Source organism: Gallintestinimicrobium propionicum (assembly GCF_025567525.1).
Classification (GTDB): Bacteria; Bacillota; Clostridia; order Lachnospirales; family Lachnospiraceae; genus Gallintestinimicrobium; species Gallintestinimicrobium propionicum.
On the sequence record NZ_JAOQJY010000002.1, the window covers coordinates 32710 to 53702 of the forward strand.

General features: G+C 40.5%; 20 protein-coding genes. 17 read left to right on the forward strand and 3 right to left on the reverse strand.

What is annotated here, in order from left to right; all coding sequences use genetic code 11:
• The coding region (locus tag OCV62_RS02190; protein ID WP_262584902.1) for an Rpn family recombination-promoting nuclease/putative transposase at nucleotides 1-889 on the forward strand (889 nt) is incomplete at its 5' end.
• Between the two features lie 30 nt (nucleotides 890-919).
• Nucleotides 920-1858: an Rpn family recombination-promoting nuclease/putative transposase gene (locus OCV62_RS02195; protein WP_262584903.1), complete on the forward strand. Its 939-nt coding sequence runs from the start codon at nucleotides 920-922 to the stop codon at nucleotides 1856-1858.
• 153 nt (nucleotides 1859-2011) lie between these two features.
• Here OCV62_RS02195 and OCV62_RS02200 read toward each other — a convergent pair whose 3' ends face one another.
• On the reverse strand, nucleotides 2012-2338 hold the full coding sequence (locus OCV62_RS02200; RefSeq protein WP_021913980.1) for a helix-turn-helix domain-containing protein: 327 nt from the start codon (nucleotides 2336-2338) through the stop codon (nucleotides 2012-2014).
• A 371-nt stretch (nucleotides 2339-2709) separates the two neighbouring features.
• Here OCV62_RS02200 and OCV62_RS02205 point away from each other — a divergent pair, with 371 nt between their 5' ends.
• The 13 genes from OCV62_RS02205 (at nucleotide 2710) to OCV62_RS02265 (ending at nucleotide 16142) form a co-directional block, all read left to right on the forward strand.
• The gene (locus OCV62_RS02205; protein WP_117961504.1) at nucleotides 2710-3093 is read left to right on the forward strand and encodes a hypothetical protein; all 384 of its coding nucleotides are present in this window, start codon (nucleotides 2710-2712) and stop codon (nucleotides 3091-3093) included.
• Nucleotides 3090-3662 carry a hypothetical protein gene (locus tag OCV62_RS02210; RefSeq protein WP_262584904.1) on the forward strand — a complete coding sequence of 191 codons (573 nt, stop codon included), beginning with the start codon at nucleotides 3090-3092 and terminating at the stop codon, nucleotides 3660-3662. The genes OCV62_RS02205 and OCV62_RS02210 overlap by 4 nt, the downstream gene beginning before the upstream one ends.
• 14 nt (nucleotides 3663-3676) lie before the next feature.
• Entirely contained in the window at nucleotides 3677-5161 is a 1485-nt protein-coding gene (locus tag OCV62_RS02215; RefSeq protein WP_262584905.1) for a tetratricopeptide repeat protein, read from the forward strand.
• A gap of 6 nt (nucleotides 5162-5167) precedes the next feature.
• Nucleotides 5168-6172, forward strand: coding sequence for a transglutaminase domain-containing protein (locus OCV62_RS02220; RefSeq protein ID WP_262584906.1), 1005 nt, complete (start codon nucleotides 5168-5170; stop codon nucleotides 6170-6172).
• Nucleotides 6173-6213: 41 nt separating this feature from the next.
• Nucleotides 6214-7473 carry a hypothetical protein gene (locus tag OCV62_RS02225; RefSeq protein WP_262584907.1) on the forward strand — a complete coding sequence of 420 codons (1260 nt, stop codon included), beginning with the start codon at nucleotides 6214-6216 and terminating at the stop codon, nucleotides 7471-7473.
• A gap of 11 nt (nucleotides 7474-7484) precedes the next feature.
• A complete protein-coding gene (locus OCV62_RS02230) occupies nucleotides 7485-8777 on the forward strand; it encodes a serine/threonine protein kinase (RefSeq protein WP_262584908.1) in 1293 nt (430 codons plus the stop codon).
• A 13-nt stretch (nucleotides 8778-8790) separates the two neighbouring features.
• Nucleotides 8791-9555 (forward strand): vWA domain-containing protein, encoded by a 765-nt coding sequence (locus OCV62_RS02235; RefSeq protein WP_262584909.1) that lies wholly within the window; start codon nucleotides 8791-8793, stop codon nucleotides 9553-9555.
• Between the two features lie 20 nt (nucleotides 9556-9575).
• Nucleotides 9576-10496, forward strand: coding sequence for a PP2C family serine/threonine-protein phosphatase (locus OCV62_RS02240; RefSeq protein ID WP_262584910.1), 921 nt, complete (start codon nucleotides 9576-9578; stop codon nucleotides 10494-10496).
• Complete coding sequence (locus tag OCV62_RS02245; protein WP_262584911.1) at nucleotides 10486-10869, forward strand: hypothetical protein; 384 nt, start codon at nucleotides 10486-10488, stop codon at nucleotides 10867-10869. The genes OCV62_RS02240 and OCV62_RS02245 overlap by 11 nt, the downstream gene beginning before the upstream one ends.
• Nucleotides 10853-11656: a hypothetical protein gene (locus OCV62_RS02250; RefSeq protein ID WP_262584912.1), complete on the forward strand. Its 804-nt coding sequence runs from the start codon at nucleotides 10853-10855 to the stop codon at nucleotides 11654-11656. Before OCV62_RS02245 ends, OCV62_RS02250 begins: the two co-directional genes overlap by 17 nt.
• 18 nt (nucleotides 11657-11674) lie before the next feature.
• Nucleotides 11675-12991 carry a type IV secretory system conjugative DNA transfer family protein gene (locus OCV62_RS02255; RefSeq protein ID WP_262584913.1) on the forward strand — a complete coding sequence of 439 codons (1317 nt, stop codon included), beginning with the start codon at nucleotides 11675-11677 and terminating at the stop codon, nucleotides 12989-12991.
• Nucleotides 12992-12996: 5 nt separating this feature from the next.
• Complete coding sequence (locus tag OCV62_RS02260; protein ID WP_262584915.1) at nucleotides 12997-15009, forward strand: tetratricopeptide repeat protein; 2013 nt, start codon at nucleotides 12997-12999, stop codon at nucleotides 15007-15009.
• A gap of 224 nt (nucleotides 15010-15233) precedes the next feature.
• Nucleotides 15234-16142, forward strand: a complete 909-nt coding sequence (locus OCV62_RS02265) for a tetratricopeptide repeat protein (RefSeq protein WP_262584916.1) — start codon at nucleotides 15234-15236, stop codon at nucleotides 16140-16142.
• Nucleotides 16143-16483: 341 nt separating this feature from the next.
• Here OCV62_RS02265 and OCV62_RS02275 read toward each other — a convergent pair whose 3' ends face one another.
• Both OCV62_RS02275 and OCV62_RS02280 read right to left on the reverse strand, forming a co-directional pair.
• The gene (locus OCV62_RS02275; protein ID WP_262584917.1) at nucleotides 16484-17428 is read right to left on the reverse strand and encodes a Gfo/Idh/MocA family protein; all 945 of its coding nucleotides are present in this window, start codon (nucleotides 17426-17428) and stop codon (nucleotides 16484-16486) included.
• Entirely contained in the window at nucleotides 17422-18270 is an 849-nt protein-coding gene (locus OCV62_RS02280; protein ID WP_262584918.1) for a sugar phosphate isomerase/epimerase family protein, read from the reverse strand. Before OCV62_RS02280 ends, OCV62_RS02275 begins: the two co-directional genes overlap by 7 nt.
• 160 nt (nucleotides 18271-18430) lie before the next feature.
• On the opposite strand from OCV62_RS02280, the gene OCV62_RS02285 reads away from it, so the two are divergent.
• Both OCV62_RS02285 and OCV62_RS02290 read left to right on the forward strand, forming a co-directional pair.
• Nucleotides 18431-19285: an AraC family transcriptional regulator gene (locus OCV62_RS02285; protein WP_262584919.1), complete on the forward strand. Its 855-nt coding sequence runs from the start codon at nucleotides 18431-18433 to the stop codon at nucleotides 19283-19285.
• A 75-nt stretch (nucleotides 19286-19360) separates the two neighbouring features.
• A complete protein-coding gene (locus OCV62_RS02290) occupies nucleotides 19361-20935 on the forward strand; it encodes an alanine/glycine:cation symporter family protein (protein WP_262584920.1) in 1575 nt (524 codons plus the stop codon).
• Nucleotides 20936-20993 lie beyond the last annotated feature (58 nt).

Below are 20993 nucleotides of genomic sequence, written 5' to 3' on the forward strand. Positions count from 1 at the left end.
TGTGCAGGCAGGCAACCTGTGCGAGGTACAGCAGTTTTATCAACAAGGATTGTCAGAGCGCGTGAAAAGACCAACTGCCAGAAGGCGGGAGAGAGATGCGATTCGGGCATTTTGGAACGAAAAAAATTATGTTTTGCTGGCAGCAGAAGCGCAGAATCAGCCGCATTTGACGATGCCATTTCGCTGTATGGAATATGATCTGGCAGAATATGCCAGACAGCTTCGCTATATCCGGCTGAAAAGTGAGGGAAAATTAAAAACCGGTGTAGAGTATTTAAGCAAGATGGGCAGAAAAGATCATCTGACGCCGATCGTAACGATCGTGCTGTATCATGGTATGGAACCGTGGGATGCTCCAAAGAAGCTCAGTGAAATGATGGAGTTGGAAGAAATTGACCCGATTTTAAAACAGATGGTGCAGGAATATCAGATTTATGTGTTTTCGTTGGAAGAGTTGCAGGAGGAATATTTCCAGACAAATCTGCGTGAACTGATTGGATTGATGAAACGGCGCAGCAGCAAGACAAAAATTCAGGAATACTGCAGAAAACATGCAGATCGGATCAGCAGAATGGACGTGGCGACTTACGATATGATCTGCGTGATGTTAAATCTGAAAGAACTGCAGGATAAGAAAGAAAAATATCTGGAAAACGGAAAGGAGAGTATAGATATGTGTAAAGCGATGGAAGAATGGGCAGAGGAACTGAGAGAAGAGGGGAAAAGTGCTGGAATAAAAGAGGGCGAACTGCGTGGAATGCAAAAGGCGAAAGAAAGTACGCTGAAGCTGGTTGCCAAAATGTCAGAGAATGGGGACACAGAGTATATTGCAAGGTTGATGGAGCCGGAAGTCTATCGGAGGATGATGGATAAATACGGAATGGAGTAATTGAGAAAGTACATTATAAGGAAATAACGCTTGCAAAAGAAAATAAAATTGTCGGAAAAGCTGATGGAGAAGCATGGAAAAATCAGATATCGTTTTATGAATGCGTATCTGTTTGCAACTGTGTTTCAGAAAAATCAGGAAGCATTGAAAGATTTGATAGCGGCACTGCTTCGGATTGAGCTGAAAGAGATCGTGTCGCTGGAAATCCTGAATCCAATCCTGCCGGGGCAGGATATTGACCACAAAAGCTGTATTATGGATATTCTGGTTCTTTTGAACGGAAATATCCGTGTAAATCTGGAGATGCAGGTTTTGGATGAGGGAAATTGGAATGAGCGTGGAGTGTATTATCTGGCAGAGAATCTGCTGGATCTGAAAAAGGGAGAAGATTATAAAAACCTGAAAACAACGGTACAGATTGGAATTCTTGATTTCGATTTGTGGAAATTCGGAAAGAATCCGTTTTATCAGGTATACGAGCTGTGGGACACGGAGCATGACCGCGTTTTTACAAATAAAATGAAGCTTTGTGTACTGTCTTTACGGCAGGCAGAAAAAGCGGAAGAAAGAGAGCGACAGTCGGGCTTGTACGACTGGGCAAAAACGCTGACTGCAGAAACCTGGGAAGAACTACAGGAATTGTCAGAGAAAAATGAAAAAATAAAGGAGGCAGTGGAGACGATGATTACATTGACAGAGGACGAAAGAGTCAGAATTGAGTGTATGAGGCAGGAGAAGGCAGAGAGGGACTGGATCAACGCGATGAATTATGCTACGGAACAGGGAGAAGAGCGTGGTGAAGCTCGTGGAATGAAAATGGGAATTCAAAAAGGAATGAAACAGGAACGGGAAAATACGCTGAAGCTGGTTGCCAAAATGTCGCAGAATGGGGACACAGAGTATATCGCAAGGTTGATGGAGCCGGAAGTATTTGAGCAAATGGCGGCAAAGTACGGGATGAAAGCGTAAGAATATAAGGTGCAAAAGGAAACCTGAAAAGAAAAGCTGGCGGAAGAATGATGCAGCTTACGATTCTCTGAAAGAAAGCAATAAAAAATAAGAAGTGGAGTTGAATGAGGCAGTGATCCCATGAAAAGTGGGTATCACTGCTTTTGTTGTAAATTATGGTTTGGTAAGCGCTTTTACTTCTTTTAAGACGATATTCTGTACTTCAGGACTGAGTTGTTCAAAGTAGGAAAGCAAAAGAATGGATTGATTGTTATGGGCAGAGGTGGGAAGAGACGGAATATCGGAATTTCCAAGCAGATAGTCTGTTGTTACATGAAAGATAGAAGCAATTTCCAAAAGGGATTTGAAGTCTGGTTCTCTGTAGCTGTTGACATATCCACTGACAGTTGACTTGGAAATGTTCAGGGCAGCAGCCAGATCACGCTGGGAAATAGACTGATCTTCCATGAGTTGTTTCAGGCGTTCTCCAAATGATGTCATGCATGATCCTCGATATGGTGTTGTAAAGTTAATATATAGTCGGGTTTCAAAATGATTGTAACAAAACGGCTATAAATAGAAACAAATGGACGCGAAATGAGTTGACAAGACGCGAAAAGAGAACTAAAATCAATATAAAGATAAATGATTTAAAGAAAATGTAATTAAGATAAGTTGGAGCGTTTACACCCGAAAGGAAATCTGTAAACAAAATTTGACGGAAAGGTAGAAGAGTTTTGGGAAAATGCGGATATTGTTGATGTAGACTATTACAGGAAATAGGAGTTTGGACATGACACACGATACGTGTGTGATGATATTATTACAATAATGTTGAGGGTACATGACTTGTACCAGAACAGGAGGAAAAAATGTTTAGGAAACTTTTCGGCGAGACAGAACAGGATCAGATTCAGTTCTTACACCCAAGAGCGATTGCCACGCTTGTGATTCTGGCTTTGATGGTTGTTGCATTGATACTCCATGCAGTTGGTTTGAGTGGTGGGGCAGATGCTATTGCTGGTATAGCTGAAATGGGGGTTGCTATTGTATTACTGTTCGTTTGGGGATGGCCAGTTGTTAAGGGACTGTTTGGAATAACGGCAATAGGCGCTATTTTTTCGGGAAATGTGGTTATTGGAGTTGTGCTGTTTGTAGTATATTTGACGCTTGCATATTTTCTTGGCATTATTTTTGCTTTCATAGGAACTATAAGATACATTTATCTGCGGATTAAGTATGGGAAAAATCAATGAGCGCATTTGAAAATCCATGGGGAGATATAGATAAAACAAAAGAGGGTGCACCATATGTAGTCAGTGATGATGGCTGGGGCTGGCTTGGGTTGGCGATTTTAGCACTTGTTCCAGTTGTTTTTATGGGGTTTGCACTTCAAGGTATGGCAAATTTTATATCTTCCCATCCGATTTGGATAATAGTTGGATATATTTTATTGACGTTGGGAATAGGCGCAATTTCGTATAAAAAGAAAACGGGATTGTGGAATGTGCTGGGAATGGTTGCTACATCTATTTCTTTTTTACCCATATTACTGACAGAAATGCTTGTTGAAATTCCGAGTATAGTGCGGGCTGGCGATTCAGTAGGCGGTATGATTGAACTGCTTATTGAATGGATTTTTATCACATTGATGGTTGTGGGAATTGCGGTTTTTGTTCATGCAGTTAATATGCTTACTATTTCGCCAGTACGTCATTTGATAATGGGGTTGGTTTATTGTGTTGTTACGGGTTTAATATTGGCAAAACAATTAAATGTTGAGAGAATTATAGAGCTGAAAACGGTGTATGGAATTATATTTTGATTGAGAGGACTATTATGGAGTTGATATGTGCTGAATGCAAGAACAAGTGGATGCCTTCAAACAGGATCAACGAAGTAATATGTCCGTACTGTGGAAATATTATAGGTGAATTATCAAGAGATTTCTCCTCGTTCGAAGATGGCATTGCTTACATTAGAAATATGTTCGGTGATGATATATTTGAACAAAGGAGATTTTTCTTTATATGCACGGAATATTGTCTTGACTATTATGAAAAGGAAATATCAGCTTTTAAGATTCTGTATGATTCTGGATTGAGTAAGAGAATACTTAATTTACGTGGAAGTGATGAGAAAATAATTGTTCGCTCAAAGAAACAATTTGTGTACCAGCTACGTATGAAAAATGGTATGAACACATCGTGGGCTGAGTATGTGATAGATTTATTTTGTTTTGCAACCGGAATTAGCACAGAGAATGAGTTCAGTAGCAATATTCTGTCAAAAGTGAGAAAGGCAGAGAACGGCGATCCTGAAGCTCAATACCAGGTGGGTATTTGTTATAAAGACGGAAAAGGGGTTGAACGTTCGCTGGATGATGCCATAAAGTGGTTAAGCCTATCTGCTGGCCAAAAATATACTGAAGCAATGGTAGCGTTATATCATATTTATGCTAAGGAGAATAATAAAAACATAGCGAAGAAGTATTTAGAAGAAGCTGTAAATTATGGAAATGTTAATGCCATAAATACTTTAGCATATTGCTTGTATCATGGTGACGATGGATATAAGCAGAACATCGAAAAAGCCGTTGCACTATTAGATAGTGGGGTGTCTCAGAAGAGCATTATTTCAATGAGAAGGCGTGCTGATATCTATCTTAAGGACGGAGATGTTGAACGAGCTACAGAATTACTTAAAGATGCTGGAAACATGGGTGATATTGACTCTATGGTAAAATATGCTTGGATAGGTTTTCGGGATGTAAAAGATTTTGGCAAAGGTGTTGAACTTAAAAACTTATTGGAAAAAGGTGCTGCAAACGGAAACATAGAGGCAGTTTATTATTTGGCATGTATTTACGAGGGTGGTTACACAATCCCGAGAAATATTGATTTATCAGTAAGACTATACAAGAAAGCAGCAGAGAATGGTGATGTTAAATCAAAAAAAAGATTGGGTGAATTGTTTCTTCATGGGTGCGATGACTTTGAAATCGACATAGAGCAAGCAAGAGTTTGGTATATGAGTGCTGCGGCTAGTGGAGATGAAGAATCGTTAAGTATTATTTCTCTGAAAAATCCAAATTCTCCTTTTAAAGAGCATGTTGATATAGAATTTGATGATGGTGAAATGGGAAAACTTAATATTATTGGAATGCGTATGTATGACGGAAATTATTATTTAAAGGTACCGATAGATAATAATGATTATGTTTACATAAAATATATAGAACACGCTGATGGAAGTATGGAATTCGAATCCATTGATGAAAAAATGCATTCTGTGATAGATAAGCAAGGTGAAGCCATATATTGAGAAAAAATGATGGATTATTATTATGAACAATTGAATTTTACGGAAAGACGTATTTATAAGTCAATATATGTCAGTATTGTAAATAAAGAATCTTATGTTTATATTGCACATATAAAAAAAGAGAACCTTGAAAAGATTTATATTGGGATTTCCTATGATCATCCGGAGATTTATTATATAGATTTTTCAACAGTAAACTATGAAATAGACAGTTGTAGGATCAGACTTATTTTTGAGTATCTTTTTAGCAGAGGTATTCTTGCCACAATAGAGAATAAAACAAATCAAGAAATTGAACGGATTGTTTCTGTGATGAGTTCTAATAGTGGAAAAGGGATCATCCAGATTGAGAAATCAATCCATGATTATATGGTTAATTCAATATCATATGATTATGAAGCACTCAGAAACAAGAGTATGAATAGGTGTTCCTTTAACATATATGGCGTTATTAATAACCGGTTAGCAGTATGTGAAGGGATAGCAAAATTTGTAAAATTGACACTAAATAAGCTTGGAATTGAATGCTTCATATGTGGAGGAAAATGCATTCTTGAAAATGAAAAAATAGAGGATCATGCATGGAATGTTATAAAAATAGAAGAGGATTATTATCACATTGATGTAACATGGGACATAAGAAGAGATGATGCGCAGAATAAAAGAATAGTGCCATATGATTATTTTAATCTGGATGATGCAAATATAAGTCGTGATCATTTTGACTTTAATATGAGTTTTGAGTGTACAAGTATGCTTTATAATTATCATGCTATCATGGGGCGGTTTATTTCTGGAAAGAAACAGTTGATACAATTGCTTTCGGATGGATTAGCACTAGGAAAGGATTTCTCTTTCAGAATTAAGAGGACCATAAATACTCCAGATAACATAGATGATATTGTTGTAGAGACGTTTAACGAATCAGTTAAATATAATGGGACTAATGGGAAACAGTATTATCTTTCTGCAAATAAAAGTCAACTAACCTATTATGTTACTGTGGGATAGTGTTTTCTGAATTAGAAAGATTGGAGGGATACTATCAAATAATGGGATTTTTGAATGGTGTTAAAGAAGTTTTTTCAATAGGTTCTACATTGGACAGGATGAATCAAGGTATAGATGGGGTTGTTAATTATAAGTCGTGTTCTGTTGAAAATTTTTTTGAAAGCCAATATGGAACGATTAATACGATAGTATCTGGTGGGTCGGATGACATTCGGTTTAAGGTCTTAAGAGCTCATATTGCCATTGCCATAAATGATGGATTTCCGGTGATTGTACTTCATCAAGGAAATCCATATATTGGCAGTCGCCTAAGAAATGAATTTGGAGGGGTAGTAGAGACAAATATAGTGGATATTGGCAGTGCTTGTTATGATCCGTTTTACGATCTTGACGGTGGCGCTATTAGTGAATTGGTGATGGGGGCTGCACCCAAGAGCTTTGATATTAAGCATAATGCCAAGTATTACATTGAAGGCGTTGTTGAACTGTTGAAGAAGAGTAAAAAGAAACCATATTTTAATCTCTTAGCAACATGTCCACATACAACGTTGTTTGATAAGATTGATGATCTTGTTGGGAAAAATCAGATAAGCGATTCAGATGGACAAGAAATAAAATCCAAACTAATGATCGGTCAATCTGAGAGTGTAAAAATCGAAAGTTATTTCTATACGTTACAGACTCAGATACAACCTTTCTTGTATCGGACAAAATCAAGGGAAAAGCCTGTTAATGTGAGAAAGAATATAAGCAACAAAGAATTGCTGGTAATAAACATAGGAAATATTGCTAATGAATTGTATGTCAATGTACTAATTGAAGAATTGAAAAGAGCTATAGCATATGGGAGTAGTGCCGCCGTGGTATTGGATTCCATATCAATTGTAGGAAATGATAAATTAAAAGAACTAATTATGGGCTTATCTGGACAGGTCAGATTTACAGTTATCGGAGATGATGTGGTAGCTCTTTCGGGAAGTGATGAACAGCTATTTACAACACTGGTCGGTAGAGCAAAAAAGATTGTGGTTTTATCGCATAACGCTGGTACATCGGCAGTGAAATGGTCACAGGTATTTGGTGAACATGACAAACAAGAACAATCTTACTCGGTTTCAAAAGGAGGATCCTATAACTCTCCAATACCGTTTATGGCTTCACCTAACTATAATAAACAGGTTAACTATAATTGGAAAAGGGAATATATAGTAAAGCCAGAAAAAATAATGAATTTAGGATATGGAGAGGCATTTGTTTATAGTGGCGATATAAATGAACTGGCACATGTTACTTTCAGATAAGGAGAACAAAAATGAGCGAATTGAAAATGGGTGATCGTGTAAGAATACTAAATGGAGGTGAATGTAAGGTTCTTGCCAAGTTAGGGGAAGGTGGGCAAGGCATAGTTTACAAGGTTTCTTATGAAGGAAAGGAAATGGCTTTAAAATGGTACTTTATTGAGAAAATGAAAAATCCAAAGCAATTCTACAGCAATTTGCAAAGAAATATTGAACAAGGAGCTCCAACAGATTCTTTTCTTTGGCCACAAGAACTGAGCGAATATAGTCAAGGGGAATCTTTTGGATATCTTATGGAATTGCGTCCACAGCAATATGAGGATTTTTCAAGGTTTCTGCTTGCAAGGGTTCGTTTTTCAAGCGTTGCCGCTCTTATCAATGCTGGACTTAATATGGTGGAGGGCTTTAGGGCTCTTCATAACAGGGGGTATAGTTACCAGGATCTTAATGATGGTAACTTTTTTATCAATCCACAAAGCGGTGATGTTCTGATATGTGATAATGACAACGTTGCTCCTTATGGAGAAAATTTAGGAATAGCTGGTAAAAGCGGTTTTATGGCTCCAGAAATTGTTTTAAAGAAAAAGAATCCGGATGTAAATACTGATAAATTTTCTCTGGCTGTTATGTTGTATCTTTTGCTCTTTATGAACAGACCGCTTGAAGGAAAAAGAACTATGGTTCCATGTATGACTGAAGAACTGGAACATAAGTTTTATGGTTCAGAGCCAGTTTTTATGTATGATCCTACAGATGATTCAAATCGTCCTGTAAAGGGGGTACATACAAATGCAATACGTAGGTGGCCAATATATCCTGAATATATACGGGAAGCGTTCGTAAAAGCATTTTCAAAAAACTCTATGAATGGGACTGCTCCTAGAATTATTGAAAAAGAATGGCAGGAACTTCTTACTAGAATGAGAGATGACTTGGCAATTTGTGAGCATTGTGGTAACGAAACGTTTGTTCATTATGATCGAGAAATGATATGTATTAACTGCGGCAAGCCTGTAAAAGTGTCTTATTCATTAAAGACATCACGCTATAATGTACCGTTGCTGAAAGGTAAGTATTTGTATAAATGTCACACAGATGCTTCGAGTGAAGATTTTAAGACAATCACGGTTGAAATCAAGACTAAGAAGACAGATCCTTCTGTTATTGGTCTGAAGAATGTTTCCGGATTAAACTGGATTGTAAATAATGCTGATGGAACCATTCTCAATGTTAAAAATGGGGATATGCTTACTGTTCAGAAAGGTATGGAGATAATGATGGGTTCAACCAAAACAGTTGTTCAATAACAGTAGAAATAACATGGAGGATATTAAAATGGCTAATTTTTTGGACGAACAGATCGAAGTACCGAGAAGGACAATGGTTGTGTTTTTCATTGTGGATACGTCAGGGAGTATGCAGGGAGCTAAAATTGGTGCAGTGAATAGTGCCATAGAAGAAGTTTTGCCGGAGATAGCAAAGATTTCGGATGAAAATGCTGATGCTGAGATAAAGATTGCTGTGCTTGATTTTTCAACGGATGCGAAGTGGTTAACCCCTAAACCTATTGATGCCTCCAATTACGCATTTAATTATCTTGAGGCAGGTGGATTGACTGCTTTGGGAGATGCATGCATAAAGCTGAATGAGAAGCTTTCACGAAAGCAGTTTATGGCTGAAGCAGTTGGGTCGTTTGCTCCGGCTCTGTTTTTGCTGAGCGATGGAGAACCAACCGATAATTGGGAAAGAGGATTGGCAAAGTTAAAAGAGAATAAATGGTATCAAAAAGCAATAAAGGCGGCTGTTGCAATTGGAAATGATGCAGATATAAACGTTTTGGAAGCTTTCACAGGAAACATAGAGTCTGTGCTTACTGTACATACTCCTGCAGCTTTGGCGAAGATGATTACGTTTATTACCGTGACAGCATCTGAGATAGGGAGTAAGAGTAGTAGCGTTGGTTTGGGTGTCGGAAATTCTAGCACTGATGCTATTCAGACTAAACAGGATGATTTTAACGATGCATTGGCAGCAATGGCTCCTGCAATAGTAAGTAATGACAGTGATGATGATGAATGGGATTAAGCCTTCAATGGAGTATGTGTATGAATCATATTGTATTTCAATCTAAGTGCCAAGGGTATTCCCATATAAAATCCGATTTAGAATGCCAGGATAGTACCTTGGTAAAGAAAACAGAGAAATATGCAATAGCTGTTGTCGCTGATGGGCATGGAAGCGCAAGTTATTTCCGGAGTAGTCGAGGTTCATTATTTGCGACGGAAGCCGCGATAACAGCAATCGAAGAGTTGTTGGAAACCATTTTGTCTGACAAAAGCAACATGGATGATTTTTGCGCATCTATAGATAAACACCTTATTCAACTTGAAAGAAGTGTCATTGCTAGATGGCACGAGCGAGTTGAAGATGATTATAGTAAAAATCCTTTTCTGGATTCCGAAATATTAAAGGTAGATGAAAAGCACAAAGAAAAATACTTAAAAGGTGAACGTATAGAGGCTGCTTATGGATCAACATTAATTGCTGTTGCATGTACGGATGCGTTTTGGTTTGGCATACATATAGGTGATGGTAAATGTATAACGTGTGATTATAGCGGGAATTTTGCGGAGCCTATTCCATGGGATGAAAAATGCTTTCTGAATGTGACTACTTCGATTAGCGATTCTAACGCTATAGATAATTTTCGTCATATATATTCCGAAAGTGTGCCGGGAGCATTATTTGTAGCTAGTGATGGTATCGATGACTGTTTTTCAAATACCGATGATAATGCGCAATTGTTTAACTTTTATAGGAAAATAACTGAAATGTATTGCACGCATGAGGTGGTAGATGCTTCAAATCAGTTAGGAGAATATCTTCCTATGTTAAGTGAGAAGGGAAGCAAGGATGATATGTCGATTGCATTGATTCTTGATATTGATGGGATGAAGGGGGTGTTTAATCCCATAAAAGTCAGGATTTCGGAAACAAAGGGAGACATTGATTTGAATGTATCATGATGTTAATCAGGTAAAAGTACTATTTGAGGATGTGCGTGATATGTACGATGAGGATACATATCAAGCAATATCAGTTTTAATAGATAAGTATTTGACGACTGGGTATCTGTCAAAAGATGAGCAAAAGGAATTATTTCAGTACTTGAGAAGGACTAATCAAGTTAATAAATCAGAGTCAAAAATAGAAAATGATTCTCATGAAGTGGAGAAGGGGATTGAAGACTGGGAAGATGATCTTGAAGACCAGACTAATAATGTCCCAAATCGTAAATCCACGTTGATTCTTCCTCAATCAGTACTCATATTGATAATGTTGATGAGAAAACTGATTAAAAATAATGAGAAGAGTAATCAAAATGGCATTACGCGGTAAAATAATGAAAAATGAGTTTAAGAAGCTGAGTAATCGTCAAAAAATTGCATACTATAAATCTGTTGGGAATGATTCTCTTGCAGATAACAGGAGAGCTATTGATAAAAACAATGAGGGACAGGGCTTAACATGGAGACAGGTGAAAATAAATTCTAAAAATCTTCAAAAGCTGATGAAAAAACGCGGATTGAGCCAGTTTGATACCACGCAGTTGAAAAAGTCGTTTGCAAAATGGGATGGTCAGAATAATCACAAGGGCGGTAATGTTACGGCAAGACATGCAAAAGCAAACGAAAAATATGTAATCACTCAAACAAAAGGAGAATCTGCCAGCGGAGTATTTGTATCAAAAAAATCTCTTGGAAATAGTCCGCAGGAGCGTATAGATAAGGGGGCATTGCCTCCGTCAAATAAAGCAAATCAGGAAAAAAGGGTTGCATTAGGTAAGGATCAAAATGTTATTAGCGGAAAAATAGCTCAGCAGCCTTCTTTTAAGGAACAGGATCCTGCTCATGGCGAAAGAAGAGGCGGAGGGAAACAAGTGGTTACGGCAGGTGGTTTTTCAACAGGTGCCGTGAAGAATATCAACAAAAATGGAGGTAAAAAAATGGCTAGTTCAGAAAAAGACAGGGGTAATGCGTTTAAGCAGTCACTAAAAGTGAACGTTCCACAGGGACAAGCAAAATCTTCAGGTAAGAAAAATGCGTTCAATAATTCACCCTCAAAAGGACAACGAGAAAGGACAAGATCTCAAAGCCAAACAAAAAGCAAGGGTATGAGTAGATAAGATGGAGAGGACTTTATTATGGGTGTTTCATCTACCATATTGTATGGGAATTGTATAGAGAAGAATCAGCCCGTATCTGGAACCGGACACCATAAGGTTGTTTTGAAGGGCAAATATAAAGGGCAAAAATCATCATTTACTTTGGATGAGGATATCTTAAGTAAGCATATGATGTTAGTGGGGGGTACAGGGTGTGGTAAATCTACGTTGTTTTATCATTTGTTTAAGCAGATTAGACAAAACCTTTCCTCTGAGGACGTGCTTATTGTATTCGATACAAAGGGAGACTTTTATAAGAGGTTTCGTAAACCTGAGGATTATGTTATAGGAAATTCTAAGCAATATAGAGATGAATCGAAATGTTGGAATATATTTAGAGAAATTTTGGCAGATGGATGGGATGAAAAAGATTATACTATAAATACGCAAGAAATATGCAAGGAATTGTTTGAAGAGCGTACAAAGGGTAATAGTAGCAATCCTTTTTTTCCCAATGCTGCGCGAGATTTGCTTGCCGCCCTTATTATTTCGATAATAAAGACTGGTGAGAATGATAAAGAGTATCGAAATGATAATTTCTACAATGATTCATTAAAGAGTTCCTTGGATTCATCATCTGTTGATGATTTCATAGCTGCGTTGGAGCGATTTGACGAATTAAGATCTGTTCTTAGCTACATAGAGGGAGATGGCGAACAGTCTCAAGGTGTGTTGTCAGAAATGTATTCAGTCATAAGAGATATTTTGATAGGGGTATTTGCGGAACGCGGAGGATTCTCTATTAGGAATTTTGTTAGAGCAAAAGGAGGCAAGGTTCTATTTATCGAATATGATCTGGCAATTGGAAGTGTGTTAACACCAATATACAGGCTCTTTTTCGATTTAGCAATCAAGGAGGCTTTAGGGAGAACATCTAGTCAAGGAAATGTTTATTTGTTTTGTGATGAATTCAAGCTTTTGCCAAACTTGCAACATATAGATGATGGAGTAAATTTTGGAAGAAGTTTGGGCTTGAAGGTTTTTGCTGGTTTACAAAGCATTGAACAGTTATTTGAAACTTATGGGGAAATAAAGGGTAGAAATCTGGTTGCTGGATTTTCTTCGATTTTTGCTTTTAAGGCAAATGATGTGTCAACTAGAGATTATATAAGGTCTTTATATGGGAGTAACATTATTTTAGAACAATATCAGGGAATGAATAAAACGTTGATTGAGGATAAGCGTGAAGGAAATACCGTCGAGGATTGGGATCTTAATTCGTTAAAAGTTGGAGAAGCTGTTGTCGGGCTTCCTTTTGAAAAACCGTTTAAATTTTATTTTGATAATTTCGGGTGATTTATATGATATGTCCTAAATGCAATAATTCTATTGGCGATTCAGAATGTATTTGTGGCAACTGCGGATATAATGTACGGGATGATGTGGATGTTGCCCTTATGCAGTGTATTTCTATTTCTGGAAAAGATATTTATAATAATTCGAATAAGTTTAATGCACTAATTGCCGATTTATTGCCTAAGAATGAAAAGGAAAGAAACGCTCTTTCAAATGCACTTAAGGCAAATGTTTCTATTTATATTTTTAATCATAACAATGCCAGTGTTGATGAAATCATTTCAAATACTTTGGGTGAGGTGTGTGAACTTACATTTACAGAGCCTGCTTGGGCTAGATATGCAATTATTAAGCTTTCCAAGGCGATGGGGATATTTATTCCGGAGGAATATGACTCGACTTTAGATCCTTTTTCTATCCAAGATGAGGGATCAAAATCGTTACAATGGGATTATAAAAAAGAAGAGTATTCAGAATTTGAAAAGTACTCCACATCAGAACTGGAATCTATGCTAGATAAGCAAGAGAATGCTTATATTGAATATGAACTTGGTGGGAGATACAAATCGGGAATTGGATGTAAGGAAAATGCGGCGAAAGCTTTTACATATTTTGAGTCTTCTGCTGTAAAAGGATTTGCTTTATCGCAGTTTGTGTTAGGTACGTATTTTGATGTTGGATATGGGTGTGAGCCAGATAAAGATATGGCTATATGGTGGTATGAACAGGCTGCGGAACAGGACTTGCCTGAGGCTCTGTGCGCATTGGCAGGCGAATATTTTGAGGGAGAAAATGTTGGAAGAGATGAAAATAAGGCTATAGACTTATATGAGAGGGCGGCTGACTTAGGGAATGAGGATGCAAAATTATGTTTAAGTTCTATTTACCTGGAGAAATGTAATAATGAAGATGACATAAAAAGAGCCATAGAATATCTTAAAGAAGCTGCAGAGTCTGGCAATGGAGAGGCCTGCAATAATTTGGGTATTGTATTTGAGATGGGAAAGGGAGTTCCTAAGGATGACAGGGAGGCAATAAAGTGGTATGAAAAAGCCGCAGAATCTGGCGTAGAAATTGCCTATGTTAATTTAGCGGCACATTATCAAATGGGAATAGGCGTTCTTAAGGATGAGAGTAAGGCGGTTTCAATTTATCTGAAAGGAGCTAACAGCGGATTTCCCGTGGCTCAGAACGCATTAGGAATGTGCTATAAAAACGGTACAGGAGTTGAGATTGATTTAAAAACCGCATTGTACTGGTTTGAACAAGCAGGAAATCAAGGATTAGGACCTGCTCAGTTCAATGCTGGCTTATGTTATGAGATGGGAGAAGGCACAGCACAGAACTTTAGAATGGCACGAAGTTGGTATTTAAAAGCAATAGAACAAGAGTATTATAAGGCTTATTTTAATTTGGCTTATTATTATGAAAACGACATTGGCGGTGGCGGGCGGAATGTGAAGCTTGCAAAAGAGTATTATCTTATTTCTGCTGAGAAGGGATATGAATATGCACAATATGTTGTAGGAAATTATTATTTGCATGGAGTTTTAGGATTTGAACAAAACGGTGAAAAAGCGATAGAGTGGCTACAGAGAGCCGCAGACAATGGTCATCCTATGGCAAAGAATGATTTGGCTGTTGCATTATTTCAAGGAGAAGAGTGCAAGAAAGATATTGCTTTAGCCCTAAAATTGTTTGAAGAAGCCGCACAAGAAAAGGTTCCGAATTCATTATTTAGTTTGGGTTATATTTACTATAATGGACAAGAAGTACAGAAAGATAAAATAAAAGCAGCGCATTATTTCTTGGAATCAGCGAATTTGGGGTATGCACCGGCTATGATGAATTATGGATATATGTGTGCCTCGGGAGATGGGATAAGAAAGAATCTTGATGATGGTCTGTTTTGGCTTTTATCAGCTATTGAAAATGGAGAAGATGGAGCCATGGAGTATTTAACTAAGTACTATAAGCAAAATCGCAGAGGGGAATGGGTAAAAAAATTGTTTTCATAGTATTTTAAGGGATACACTATGTTTACTCAAAATAATAAAGGGAGGACTCTGTAGTATAGGAAATCTCGTATGACATGGAAGGGTGGGTTACCGTAAGGAGTAGGGGAAAGAAAGGCCGATCATAGCAGAATAAGACGACGTCTTGTTTTGTATACTCTAAACATCCGTATATCCATGATTTATGACCAAGGGGAATGACATAGACTAAGAAAATATCTCTATGAATGAAAAATGAAAACGTAAGAAAAAGAAAGTTAACAAGAGAAAAACAAAGATTATTATTATGGGAGAAAAACATGGGATTCTTAAGTAGATTATTTGGGGGAAATCAATCAAATGCAGTAGAACAGGTTAGAAGTCAGCCAGAAGGGTTCTACATAGTTAAATACGAATATGGAGAGGGACAAGCTCGCTCTCTTTTTCAGAAGGCGGAAGCCGGTGATGTTAACGCTCAACTAACGATAGCTAAATGCTTTATGGATGTAGCCGAACAACCATATGCGCTTCCGTGGTATGAAAGGGCTGCACAGGCAGGAAGTTCACAGGCTCTTCATGAACTTACATATTTTTATGAGGGAAGGTACGTTGGAGTCGAAGCAGATCCTGAGAAAGCGGAACAAGTTCGCAGAGAGGCTCTTGAAATGAATAACCCTGAGGCCATATTAAAACTTGCATCGCAGTATTATTCAGGGGATGGTGTTGAGAAAGATAAAGAAATGGCTTTCAAGTATTACATGAAAGCCGCTGAGCTTGGAAATGATGAAGCAATGGCAGAGGTAGGAATGTGCTATCTAAATGGCGAGGGTGTCAATCAAAGTGATTCGCAAGCATTTGCATGGCTTTCTAAGTCAAATGATACCTGTTATGGTTATTATAATTTGGCACAGTGCTATATAAAAGGCATTGGAACATCAAAAAATTTAGAAAGAGGCGTATCATATTTGGAAAGAGCGGTAGAAGGAAAATGTTTGCATTTATCTGAGGCAAGAAGGCAACTTGTTGATTTATATTCTAAGGGTTATGGTGGACCTGATGCAAAAAGAAAAATGGGCGAAATTCAAGAAGAAATTAATCAGAGCGACAAATTAATGGATGAGTTAGCAGCTTTGATATTGTCTGACAGTAATAATTAAAATACAATCATTGTAAAGTAAACGCAGGTGCACTTACATCTAAAGACTCCCGGCATCGTGCCATTTGGCGCGATGCCGGGATTTCGTATTCAGTTCCATTCCTCAGCCAAGAGGAAGTCGCGGATATTCCGGTGTTTGATCCCGTTTCGGCTCATATCGAACTCATCGAGGAAAACAACGTACTTCGGAAAGTTATCGCAGATTTTCATGCGAGCATGGAATCTGCCACAAGAACCCACGAGTGAACTGTAATGATAAAACACAAAATTCAACAAACAATTTCAGATAAGATTTAAATACTTAAGCGAAAACCTCGGGCGGAACAATCACTGCCTTTTTCCTCAAAATTCATTCAACAGCCCTACAACTGTCCGTAACTCTTCCGCCTTCACCTTATCCGGGAACTGGCCGGAGAGAACGCAGTTTTTGAAGTACTTAATCTCTTCTGCGTAGGCGTCGCTCTTGGGCAGGTTGATGGAGCCGGTATCGCCGGTGGCCTGCTCAGTCGGGGAATAGATGCTGCCGTTGTTTTCATAGATTTTGCACTCGCCATTTTCGTAGGTAACGAGAGCGCCCTCGAACTGGAAGCGGTAGGAAGCGCCGAAGGGGTAAGCGGATGCATACCAGGAAGCTTCGGTGGTAACGAAGAAGCCGGGAAATTCATATACAGCGGTCAGATAGTCCTGATTAGGCTGCTTTGCGCGGTGCTTCAGGGAAGCTTCCGGTTTGCCGAAGGCGTATACGAGGAAGTCAAGATCATGGATGTGCAGGTCGTAAGGAACAAGTCCGCTTCTCTTTTCATCCATCATCCAGTTGTCCCAGCTCCAGGCGGGATAGCTGCCGAGGCGTCCCATGTAGCCGGACAGGAGCTTTCCGTATTTGCCGGAATCGTAAAGCTCCTTGATCAGCTCATATTCGGGCCAGAAGCGCAGAACCTGTGCGATCATGAAGCAGACATTGTTTTCCTTTGCGGTGGAATATGCCAGCTCGATGTCCTCTTCTTTTAAGGAAATGGGTTTTTCACTGAGGACGTGGATGCCTTTTTTCATTGCCTTGACTGCAGTGGGAACGTGCAGATAGGTGGGCAGGCAGATGTCCAGGATGTCCAGCTCTTCTTTTTCAAGCATTTCATCGATGGAGGTGTAGTGATGCGGCTCCGGATAAGGCTCCATCCGCTCCGGACGGATATCGCAGATTGCTGTGAGTGTGGTGTCCTCCATAGCGTTCCATGCAGGAATGTGTGCGCCGCTGATGCCGCCGACGCCGACTAAACCGATTTTTAACATGATGCTTCCTCCCCGTAAATTTTATCAATAATGTTTTGCAGATAAGTTCTGGATTCCAGAATGTCGGTCAGCTGCTGTGGACCGTCGATTTCCCGTTCGATGGTGACATAGGAGTTGTAGCCAAGTTCATGCAGCTTTGTAAAAACTGCACGGAAGTCTACTTTTCCCTGTCCAATGGGTGTTTCGGCACCGAGCTCATGTCCGTTTGTCGGATAGCAGCCGTCCTTTGCATGCAGGTTGCGGACGTATTTGCCGAAAACGTCAAGTGCGTCTGCCGGGTTTGCTTTTCCGTAAAGAATCAGATTTGCAGTGTCCAGATTCACATAAAGATTATCCGTGCCGACGGCTTCAAAGCAGCGCAGCATGGTAACGGGGGTTTCCTGGCCGGTTTCAAACAGCAGGCACTGCCCGTTTTTCTTCAGATGCTCTGCAACAGTGCGCACAGCGATGCAGAAGCTGCTGAAATTGGGATCATAAGGATTTTCCGGAATAAATCCCATATGGGTTACGACATCAGTGATGCCGAGCTTGTGGGCAAAATCTGCACCGTCGCAAAGGTTTTCGATCCGCATCTGTCGGTATTCCACAGGGACAAGTCCAAGGGTGAGTGGTCCGTCGTAAAAGTTCCATGCCGCAGGTCCGGTCCAGCCGCACCAGAATGCGGAAACGGTGATCTGGTATTGTTCCAGAAGTGTTTTTAAGGTGTTTGCATTTTCGCCCGTCCAGGCGGCAGGATTCCAGGAAACCAGCTGACAGGAATCGAAGTTATGTTCCCGAAGCTGGGCGAATTTTTTTTCCATACCGTCGATCTCGGAGAAATTGACGCAGGTTCCGATTTTCATAGAGAGCTCCTTTTTAGGCAAAGAAAAATGGATTTCATTGCCCTGAAATGATGATTTTTTGTTGTCTGGGAACTGTTTTTACAGTATCATGAAAAGCAGGAGAAGCCCATTATTTTTTTGACTCATTTTAGGATAATTTTTACCTTTTGCGGAGGACAGTATGATCGACGCATACAAGGAGCTGACGCCGGTAATCTATGGAGAAAATGCGATAAAATATCTGTATACCGAGCAGAAAAAGGCAGAGGGGGAAATCTGTTTTCTGCTGCACTGGCACGACCGGATGGAGCTGACCTATGTGACGGAGGGGACGCTGCGGTTTGTGACGGAAGGAGAGGAGTTTTTGGTTTCTGCAGGAGAGCTTGCCGTAGCGGGACCGGGGCAGATGCATGGCGGTTTTGCAGTGTCGGAAAAGGTCTGCTATCATACGGTCATGTTTGATGTGGAGCGGTTTTATAATGGAACGGCAGCGTCTGAAAAATATTTACGTTCCCTGGGAAATGGAGAACTGACTTTTGTGGAAAAAATTGCAGAGAAAGAGGTTTCCGGGCTGCTGGAGCGTCTGGTGGGGCTGCTGGCCGGAAGGGACAGCGGAAAAGACAGCAAAAGCTCGCTGGCAGCCATCGGAACGCTGTATGAAATTCTCGGATGTCTGATAGAATACGGCAGGTCAAAAAGCAGTGCAAAGGTCAGTCCGGACAGCGGGTTTGGTCAGATTTTAATCTATGTGAATCATCATTATACGGAAAAACTCAGCCCGGCAGCGCTGAGTGCGCAGTTTGGATATCATGAGGCGTATTTCTGCAGACGCTTTCGGGAGCTGACAGGCATTACCTTTTCGGAATATGTCCGTGCGCTCCGGATGGAGTATGCACAGAAGCTTTTGAAGGAATCAGAGGATGAGGTGGGGACGGTGGCCTGGAAATGCGGCTACCCGGACGGAAGCTATTTTACACGGGAGTTTCGGAAGATGTACGGGTTTACACCATCGCAGTTCCGGCGGATGACGCGGTGAACTGTAGCGTTTCGGCAGATGTGAGGAAACACAGCAGTGAAAAAAAGCTGTACAACAAAAACACCGCAGTCTATAATGGAAAAAACGGATCGGGAGGGAGAAAATGTTATGCAGGCATTATTTGATGCCGTAAACGCGATTTGCGGCAAAATTCAGGTTGTATCAGATCTGTTCTGGGAGTTTCCGACCAACTTCGGATGGTATGCGGCGATCCCGATTCTTGGAAATTTCAGTCTGGCGATCATTTTGCTGGTCGGTACTGGAATTTTTCTGACATTTCGGTTCCGGTTTGTACAGGTGCGGAAATTTAAGTACGGCCTAAAAGTGCTCCTTCACAGCAAAGCAGCGACGAAGACCGGTATTTCAGCGCTGGCGGCATTTTTGCTGTCTACGGCGATGCGGGTAGGACCGGGAAATATTCTCGGCGTGACGGGTGCGATTTCGATCGGTGGTCCGGGCGCGCTGTTCTGGATGTGGCTGTCGGCGTTTTTCGGGATGTCCACAGCCTTTGCAGAATCCACGCTGTCCCAGATTTTTAAAGAAAAAAGAGATGGGCAGTATGTCGGCGGACTTCCTTTTTATGGAAGAAGACTGTTAAACAATGCGGCGTGGGCCGGTGTTGCGCTGAGCGTGCTCTACATTGTCTATGCCTTTTTGTGCTTCCCGGCGCAGGGCTTTAATACCATCTCCGCAGTCGGTGCCATTGCAAATGAGATCACCGGGACGACGATTGCGACCAATTCGACGCTGTATTGGATTTCCTTCGTGGTACTGATCCTGATTGCTGCACTGATCAGCTTCGGGGGAATCAAAAAAGTGACAAAGGTAACAGATCTGCTGGTTCCTGTGATGGCGGTGATCTATGTGCTGACCGTAGTTGTGCTGGTTGTCTGCAACTTTACGCGGATTCCGTGGTTTTTTCAGGCGGTATTTGGACAGGCATTTTCGCCGGATGCTGTATTTGGCGGAGCCTTCGGCACAGTCCTTAGCCAGGGCATTAAACGCGGTCTGATGTCCAACGAGGCAGGTCAGGGTACCATCACGATGCCGGCGGCGGCTGCGGATGCAAATCATCCCTGTGATCAGGGCTGCGTTCAGGCCATTGGCGTTTTTCTGGATACGATTGTGATCTGTACGCTGACCGGATTTGTGGTGATTATGGGAAGGATGTGGACGACAGACCGTGCGGCAGAGTGGTTTGAGATGGGCAAGCTGGACAAATTCCTGGCATCCTGCGGAGAGCTGACCGGACAGAGCGGCGCTTATCAGATCGTAACGTTTTTAGTGAGCATCTGCTTTGGCCTGTTTGCATTTACCTGTCTGATCGGCTTTATGTCCTTTACGGAAATGTGCGCGGTGCGGATTTCTTCGCGCAAGGGTTTTATTGTTCTGATCCGGCTGCTGTGCCTGTTCGTCATTTCCTTTGGCGTCATTACCAATATCGCGGGAATGGATCTGGGCGCGCTCTGGGATTTAAGCGATTTTGCCAATATTCTGATGGTTTACTGCAACCTGCCGCTGCAGTATCTTGGTCTGAAGTATGTAACCCGGGCGTGGAAGCACTTCGAAAAACAGGACGGCACGCCCTTTACGTCTGAAATAGCAGGAATCGATGTGCCGGTCTGGGAGGAAAAAGCCGGAAAAGCATAACGGGTATTTTCACAGAAAGAAAGGCTGACGCGGTCAGAAAAACAGCCGCCGGGGCGGC

Excerpts from the sequence above, each read along its gene's own strand:
- OCV62_RS02280 (WP_262584918.1), bottom strand. The coding sequence starts at position 18,270 with ATGAAAATCGGAACCTGCGTCAATTTCTCCGAGATCGACGGTATGGAA.
- OCV62_RS02205 (WP_117961504.1), top strand. The coding sequence starts at position 2,710 with ATGTTTAGGAAACTTTTCGGCGAGACAGAACAGGATCAGATTCAGTTC.
- OCV62_RS02200 (WP_021913980.1), bottom strand. The coding sequence starts at position 2,338 with ATGACATCATTTGGAGAACGCCTGAAACAACTCATGGAAGATCAGTCT.
- OCV62_RS02260 (WP_262584915.1), top strand. The coding sequence starts at position 12,997 with ATGATATGTCCTAAATGCAATAATTCTATTGGCGATTCAGAATGTATT.
- OCV62_RS02235 (WP_262584909.1), top strand. The coding sequence starts at position 8,791 with ATGGAGGATATTAAAATGGCTAATTTTTTGGACGAACAGATCGAAGTA.
- OCV62_RS02230 (WP_262584908.1), top strand. The coding sequence starts at position 7,485 with ATGAGCGAATTGAAAATGGGTGATCGTGTAAGAATACTAAATGGAGGT.
- OCV62_RS02255 (WP_262584913.1), top strand. The coding sequence starts at position 11,675 with ATGGGTGTTTCATCTACCATATTGTATGGGAATTGTATAGAGAAGAAT.
- OCV62_RS02220 (WP_262584906.1), top strand. The coding sequence starts at position 5,168 with ATGATGGATTATTATTATGAACAATTGAATTTTACGGAAAGACGTATT.
- OCV62_RS02210 (WP_262584904.1), top strand. The coding sequence starts at position 3,090 with ATGAGCGCATTTGAAAATCCATGGGGAGATATAGATAAAACAAAAGAG.
- OCV62_RS02215 (WP_262584905.1), top strand. The coding sequence starts at position 3,677 with ATGGAGTTGATATGTGCTGAATGCAAGAACAAGTGGATGCCTTCAAAC.
- OCV62_RS02265 (WP_262584916.1), top strand. The coding sequence starts at position 15,234 with ATGAAAAATGAAAACGTAAGAAAAAGAAAGTTAACAAGAGAAAAACAA.
- OCV62_RS02225 (WP_262584907.1), top strand. The coding sequence starts at position 6,214 with ATGGGATTTTTGAATGGTGTTAAAGAAGTTTTTTCAATAGGTTCTACA.
- OCV62_RS02275 (WP_262584917.1), bottom strand. The coding sequence starts at position 17,428 with ATGTTAAAAATCGGTTTAGTCGGCGTCGGCGGCATCAGCGGCGCACAC.
- OCV62_RS02250 (WP_262584912.1), top strand. The coding sequence starts at position 10,853 with ATGGCATTACGCGGTAAAATAATGAAAAATGAGTTTAAGAAGCTGAGT.
- OCV62_RS02285 (WP_262584919.1), top strand. The coding sequence starts at position 18,431 with ATGATCGACGCATACAAGGAGCTGACGCCGGTAATCTATGGAGAAAAT.
- OCV62_RS02245 (WP_262584911.1), top strand. The coding sequence starts at position 10,486 with ATGTATCATGATGTTAATCAGGTAAAAGTACTATTTGAGGATGTGCGT.
- OCV62_RS02240 (WP_262584910.1), top strand. The coding sequence starts at position 9,576 with ATGAATCATATTGTATTTCAATCTAAGTGCCAAGGGTATTCCCATATA.
- OCV62_RS02290 (WP_262584920.1), top strand. The coding sequence starts at position 19,361 with ATGGAAAAAACGGATCGGGAGGGAGAAAATGTTATGCAGGCATTATTT.